This window comes from Streptomyces sp. NPDC030995, assembly GCF_055571215.1.
The window spans coordinates 1-6,685 of record NZ_JBVIFS010000075.1 but is presented as its reverse complement, the minus strand read 5'-3'; the positions used below and the strand labels follow the sequence as shown (position 1 = coordinate 6,685).

At 68.7% G+C, this 6,685-nt stretch carries 5 protein-coding genes and 1 pseudogene; all 6 read right to left on the bottom strand.

Features of this window, described 5'->3' with window-relative positions:
- Nucleotides 1-116: 116 nt before the first annotated feature.
- Nucleotides 117-1,346, bottom strand: coding sequence for a pentapeptide repeat-containing protein (locus ACZ45T_RS39095; RefSeq protein WP_468449236.1), 1,230 nt, complete (start codon nt 1,344-1,346; stop codon nt 117-119).
- A 737-nt stretch (nt 1,347-2,083) separates the two neighbouring features.
- Nucleotides 2,084-3,587: pseudogene (secF, locus tag ACZ45T_RS39090) on the bottom strand (protein translocase subunit SecF); the annotation flags it as partial.
- Between the two features lie 215 nt (nt 3,588-3,802).
- Nucleotides 3,803-4,669 carry an NmrA family NAD(P)-binding protein gene (locus ACZ45T_RS39085; RefSeq protein ID WP_468449234.1) on the bottom strand — a complete coding sequence of 289 codons (867 nt, stop codon included), beginning with the start codon at nt 4,667-4,669 and terminating at the stop codon, nt 3,803-3,805.
- 102 nt (nt 4,670-4,771) lie between these two features.
- Nucleotides 4,772-5,236: a hypothetical protein gene (locus ACZ45T_RS39080; protein WP_468449232.1), complete on the bottom strand. Its 465-nt coding sequence runs from the start codon at nt 5,234-5,236 to the stop codon at nt 4,772-4,774.
- A gap of 148 nt (nt 5,237-5,384) precedes the next feature.
- Nucleotides 5,385-5,903 (bottom strand): MarR family winged helix-turn-helix transcriptional regulator, encoded by a 519-nt coding sequence (locus ACZ45T_RS39075; RefSeq protein ID WP_468449230.1) that lies wholly within the window; start codon nt 5,901-5,903, stop codon nt 5,385-5,387.
- A 66-nt stretch (nt 5,904-5,969) separates the two neighbouring features.
- Entirely contained in the window at nt 5,970-6,554 is a 585-nt protein-coding gene (locus ACZ45T_RS39070) for a site-specific integrase (protein WP_468449228.1), read from the bottom strand.
- Nucleotides 6,555-6,685 lie beyond the last annotated feature (131 nt).

Below are 6,685 nucleotides of genomic sequence, written 5' to 3'. Positions count from 1 at the left end.
CGCGACAGCGTCCTTCCTGAACTCCTCCGGATACGGAGACTTGCGTCCCACCTGGACATCCCTCCCTGGACCATCAAGATCCATTGTCAGGGTGTGTCCACTCCAAAGGATCAGCCTCAGGTGAAGGTTGCCCCCTTGAACGAGACGGGGCCGGTGAAGGTCGCGCCCTTGAACCAGGCGAGGGCGAAGGTCACACCCTTGAACCGGGCGGAGTGGGCGAAGGTCGCACCCTCGAACCGGACCTGGTCGGTGAAGGTCGCACCGTCGAACACGGCGGGGCCGGTGAAGGTCACGCCCTCGAACCAGGCGAGGGCGAAGGTCACACCCTCGAACACGGCCCCGCCGGTGAAGGTCACGCGGTCGAACATGGCGGAGCGGGTGAAGGTCACGCCGGTGAAGACGGCGATGCCGGTGAAGATTACGCCCTCGAATATGACGGAGCGGGTGAAGGTCGCACCCTCGAACATGACGGAGCGGGTGAAGGTCACGAAGCTGAACCGGGCGTTGCCGGTGAAGGTCGCGCCCTTGAACGAGGCCCGGCTGGTGAAGGTCACGCCGTCGAACATGGCGGTGTCGGTGAAGGTCGCGCCGGTGAAGTCGGCAGTGTCGGTGAAGGTCGCCTGAGTGAAATTCGCCTCGGCGACATGGCAGTCGCCGAAGTTCCACGGGGTAAGGGTGGCGTGGGAAAGGTCAATGCGCATGCCTTCCCAAAACTGGTCGTCGGCAGGGATGGTCTCCCGCTGGTCCGGCGTGCGGTGATCACGGAGGTGGGCGATGAGAATGCGTTGGGCGGTCTCACGTACCTGGAGTTCCTGACGCCGTTGGTTGTCCGCTTCCCCCTCCCCGCGAATGAGTGCACGCTCTGCCTGTCGGGAGCGGGATACCGCCTGCGGCGACCCTCGCCTTCGTCTCTCCTCGCTCGGGCGAGGGGCCACGGGCGGGGTGTAGGGCATGCGCAGGTATGCGCAGATGACGTCCACGATAGTCTGCCGGTGATCGTCAACCGCCTGGCCGAGCCGCTCCAGCGCGTACAGTCCACCCAGGCGCACCGGGGCTTGAGAGCTGCCGAGCTGCTCGACGGCCTTGGTGTACAGCTCGGTGATTCGCCGTTCGCTCGCGTCGTAGTCGGTTCTTTCGGTGGCTTCCTCGTGATGCTGTTGTCGGCGAAAGGCCAGCAGCACTGTGATGGCCGCGCCCACGCCGGCACCTGCGGCCAGACCGGTGCGCACCACGTCCATCCGCTGCTTCGCCCGTTCGCTGTCCGGCTGGATATGGGCGGTCTGGGGCAACAGCACGGCCGTGGTGGCCCACACCGCAGCCAGGACGGCCCCGAACGCCAGCACCACCCACCACCAGCGGATACGCGGGGCGGACCGCCGTTGCCGCTCTGATCGCGTTCGTCTGTACAGCTGGTCGGCTGCCACGGCACAACCCACGGACATGATCACGAAGACGAACGGGACTGGGGGGGATGCGGGCGGTCAGGCTGACCAGCCGGTCCCAGGAGAGAACGGCCATGACCAGAAGACCGACCGAGACCGCAATTAAGGCGTGCGCGGCGATCCGCCTGCGCCGTACCCAGCCCATCGCGCATCCCTCCGGCTGGTCCAGTAACCGTCCGTTCTGAAGGACACCGTGAGCGACACCCCCACCTCGGGCACCGCCGACTCGCTGTTGACCAGAGCCCGTCACCCGAGCAGGCCAGCAGCAACGGCCGAACGAAATAGAGGGCAGACTTGTGCATGCTCTGGCGCCAGAGGCTCGTTATCGCCTGATCACCATGTCGGCAGCGACCTGCTCCCGGCTGGACGACCTGGTGGCCGAGGACGCCGGCACCGACGCGGAATGCCGCTTCCCCGGGCATCGTGCCGACCGGGCCTCCACGGAGCGTGGCTGCGGTTGTCGGAGCTCCGTGGAGGCCCGGTCGGCGTGTGATGGAGGCTGCCCTCGACCTCAGGGCCGTCCTCGCGGGCTCAGACGACCGCCCCCGTCCCCCTCTCCTTCTTCCTCCGCGCCTCCAACGGGCTGTACCCGTCAGGGACTTCCTTCGCGGCGCGGCGGTCCCGTGCCGGTGGGGGTGTCGGGTGATCGGGACCGCGGTGAAGATGGTCGAGGCGATGCCGACCAGGACGCCCGCGATCAGCGCCACGGAGAAGTCCGCCAGCGAGTCGCCGCCCAGTACCGCCAGTGCGGTCAGGATGAACAGGGCTCCCATGCCCGTGTTCACCGTGCGCGGGAGTGTCTGGACCACCGCGTGGTTGGCCGTTTTCTCCAGGTTGCCTCGTGGGTCTCGGCGGCGCGCTTCGCGGACGCGGTCGAAGACGACCACCGTGTCGTTCACGGAGTAGCCGATCACCGTGAGCAGCGCCGCCAGGAAGACGCTGTCCACCGGCCTGCCCAGCCAGGCGAACAGGCCCACCACGAGGAGGACGTCGTGGACCATCGCAGAGACTGCCGCTGCCGCCAGGGTCCAGCGGAACCGCACGCTGAGGTAGATCAGCTGGGCGGCCACCGCGATGCCCAGGGCCAGGAGCGCCTTCTGGCGCAGTTCGCTGCCGAGGCTCGGGCCGATCTGTTCGTCACGCTCCACCGTGACGGTTCCGCCGGGCTCCTCCAAGGCCGCCTTGACGCGCTGCTGTTCGTCGTCGGTGAGCTTCTCCGTGCGTACGGTGATGTCGCCGTCGCCGGACTCCTGCACCACCGCGCGCGGGAACCCCGCGTCGGACACGGCGTTCCGGGCCGTGTCCGCGTCGACGGACCTGCTGGTGCTGTACTCGACGAGGCGGCCGCCGGTGAACTCCACGCCGAAGTCCAGGCCGCGGATGAAGATTCCTGCGACGGCCACCGCCACCAGGAGTGCGCTCGCGCCGAGCCAGCGGCGACGGTGGCGGACCAGGTTCGGGTTGCGGCGGGACAGCCATGTGCGGACCCGGCCCGTCGAGGCGATGCCCGTCAGACCGGGGCGCTTGCGTACGAAGCTGCGGGCGACGGCGAAGTCCGCGAGCGCGCGGGTGATCACGAGCGCCGTGAGCATCGATGCCAGGACGCCGATGCACAGGGTGACCCCGAAGCCCTTGACCGGGCCCGTGGCGAAGAAGAACAGCAATCCCGCGGCGAGCAGCGTCGTCACGTTCGAGTCGATCACCGCGCTCCACGCCTTCGCGAAGCCGGTCTTCACCGGCTTCGCCAAGTCCTTGGAACGGACGCCCAGGTACTCCTCCCTGGCCCGTTCGAAGACCAGGACGTTCGCGTCCACCGCCATGCCGATCGCCAGGACGAACCCGGCGAGCCCCGGCAGCGTGAGCGTCGCGCCGAGCGCCACCAGAGCGGCGTACGAGATGAGGCCGTACAGCGCGAGGGCCAAGGCGGCGAGCGCGCCAAGGAGCCGGTAGACGACGGTGATGAACAGTGCGGTCAGGGCGATGCCGATGAGCGCGGCCTTGGTGCTCGCCTCGATTGCGTCGCGCCGAGCGTCGGGCCGACCGTGCGCTGCTCCACGACGTCGAGGGCACCGGCAGCGCGCCGCCCTTCACGAGCGCCGCCAGGTCGCGCGCCTCGGCCCGGCCGAAGTCGCCGCTGATCTCGGCCTCGGTACTGGTGGGCTCTCGTATTCAACTGTCACCAGTTCTCCGCTGATCCCAACCGGACGGTGACCGTGTGTGATCTCCAGCGGCGTATCGGCTCCACGTGCGCCCGGCCGTGCGGAGATTCACCCGCTTCGCCCACCACCGAGCCGATGTCTGATCACCTGCCTTGTGTGGCGGGACGGTTCGCGGTTTCGTGGCCAGGCGTGAGCGGCGTCTTATCGGCGGAAGTGGGCGTGGTGTTCGTGCAGGAAGGCGTCGACGGTGCGGGGCTGGCGGCCGAGGATGTCGGTGACAGTGGTGGTGGGGGTTTCGGGTCGGGCGATGGCGAGTTGCTGGATCTCCGTCACGTGGTCGGCGAGCCAGGTGGGCATGTGGGCGTTGTGGATGAGGTTGTCGCGCAGTTCGTCCGGGGTGAGGTTGACGTAGCGGATCTGGTTGCCGGTCAGGGTGGTCAGTCGTGACGCGAGTTCGGGGTAGGCGACGGCTTCGGGTCCGGTCAGGGCGTAGGTGTCGCCGGCGATGTCGGGCCTGGTGAGGGCAGCGGCGGCGACGTCGCCGATGTCGCGGCAGTCGATGTAGTTGCAGGGCGCGTCGCCCATCGTGCCGAGGATGATGCCCTGGGCGACGGTGGGGGCCAGGCGCAGGAGGTTTTGCATGAACGCGTAGGGGCGCAAGATGGTATGGGTGAGGCCGCTGGCGCGCAGGTGTTCCTCGACGGCGTGGTGTCCGCGGGAGATGGCGACCGGGGAGTCGGGTTCGGCGGCGGGTGCGGAGATCTTGACGATGTGTCCGATGCCCGTGTGGGCGGCGATGTCGATGACGCGGGTTTCGAGTTCGACCTGTGCGGGGCTGTTGGCCATGGCGAGGAAGAGCTGGCTGGCGCCCTTGAAGGCGGTGCGCATGGAGTGGGGGTCGGTGGCGTCGGCGTACTGGACCTCGACGGGCGGTTGGTGTGCGCCGGTTATGCCGGGGATCGGCCTGTGCGGGGTGCGGGTGAGTGCGCGGACGGGTGTGCCGAGTGTGAGGAGACTGCGGAGCAGGGCGTTCCCGGTTGCTCCGGTCGCTCCCATGACAACGATCATCGTGTGCTCATTCCTTGGTGACTTCCCGGCGGCGGTGCTGCCGGGGTGGGCCCGGTCGGGCTTGGGCTCGTGGGGCGGGTGGGCCCGGTGAACAGGGGTGGGCTATGTCGGGGATGCTGTGGTGGTGCTGCGCCAGCGCAGGGTGATGATGGTGGTGGCGAGGGCTGCGGAGACGGGCAGGTCGATGCGCAGGCGCTCCAGCCACGGGGTGGCGGGGATCCGAGTGTGGGCGGGTAGCCATTGGGCGGTGAACCATCCCAGCAGGGCCGCCGCGCCGACGGCGGTGATGACGAGTGCCGCGGTCAGGGCGACGCGCGGCGTGGTGGTGGTCCACCGTCGGGGCTGCCCGCCGTGCCGCAGCCAGGTGCCGACCAGGAACGCCACCACGGCGGAGGTGCCGGCGATGGAGGTGCAGGCGGCCACGGCCAGGTCCTGCTGCCCGGTGACGACTCCGGCGGTACCGGCCATCAGCCCAGGGGCGGCGTAGGCGGTCAGTACCTCGCGCCACAGGGTGAACGGCCGGGAGGCTGCCCGGTTTCGGCTGGTTCTGTCCTTCGTTGCGGGCACGTTGGCCTCTTTCTCGTTCGCGTGAGGGAAGCGAAAGGTTGCGGTGGGGAGCCTCAGGCCTACTCGGCCAAATTGATTAGGCAACTAACTATTGCCTCGTAAAAAGGGCCCTACCCGGAGGGCGGGGCCAAGCCGACTGAGATCCGGGTCAGTAAGCGGCCAGGGCCGCACTGCCGCGCACGACGCGGGCGAGCAGATCCAGGAACACCGCACGCTCCTCGACGGAAAGCCCGCCCACCATCGCCTCCAGCCGCCCGAAATGCTCGGACGCCATGTCACGCAGGCGCTGCGCACCGCGCACGGTCAGGACGGCCACCGTGCCCCGGCCGTCGTCCGTGGACGGGCGGCGGGCGATCAGCCCCTCGCGCTCAAGGCCGTCCAGCAGGCCGGTGACCGTGGCCCTGGAGACATCGAGGTCGGCAGCAAGGCGCGAGGGGGATTTCTCCCCGCCGTGGTCTTCGAGGTCGGCGAGCAGGCGGTAGCGCCCCGTCGACAGGCCGAACCTGGCAAAGTGCACCTCGGCCGCCCGGCCGACCCTCGCGCCCGCCGAGATCAGCCGCACGGCGACCAGCACCGCCTGCGGATCGACCTCCAGACCGTAGCGCTCGACCTGCCGTCTGGCCTGGTCCAGCGTGGGTGCCTCGCCATCGATTTCATCCCTCGCCATGCGCATAATATGGCGGCTAATCACTTTGCCTGTCAAGGCACCCCGATTACTGGTGGGCTCTCGCATTCAACTGTCGCGGGTTCCCTTGGGAGCCCAGCCCGCTGGTGACCGGCTGTGCTCGCCAGCGGCGTATCGGCTCCAGGCCCCGCCGCTTTCTCTGAGGAGGCGGCTGGTGGTCTTGTCGTGGTAGCCGAGGGCGTCCGCGACGACGGGGGCGGGCAGTTCGAGGAGTTGTTGCCGGATGGCGGCGCCGCGGGCGGCTGCGACCGGGATGCCGATCTCGCGCAGTCGTGAGGACATGTGGTCGGGACGGGCCGGCCGTCCGGCCCGGCGGCCGGGGAACAGCCAGCGGGATGCCTGGTTGGTGGCGGTGTTCATGTTGTCGCGGTCCGACATGTATGCCAGCAGCAGGGCTGTCGCTGGCGCGGGGACGGGAGAGGCGGGCTCCCCGAGCCGCAGAAGCGTGGTCTCTCCGTCGTGGAGCACGTCGTCGACCGTCAGCTGGACGATCCGGGTCAGCGGTTGCGCATAGAGGAGAACGATGACGCCGGCGACACGGAGGCGCATCGGGGTGTCTGCGTCGGTCAGCAGCCGGCCGAGTGCGGCCAGGCGCTCGTCCTCGCTCAGCGCGGGTCGTCTGGAGATCTTCATGGTGGGGATGGACAGGGAGTGTGGACATCGGCGGCTCTTAGAAGCCATCTCATTTGGATGATTGGGTAGGCTGTCGGTCGTGGCGGGGATTGTTGAGCGGCTGGTGCCGGATGAGTTGTGGGAGCTGTTCC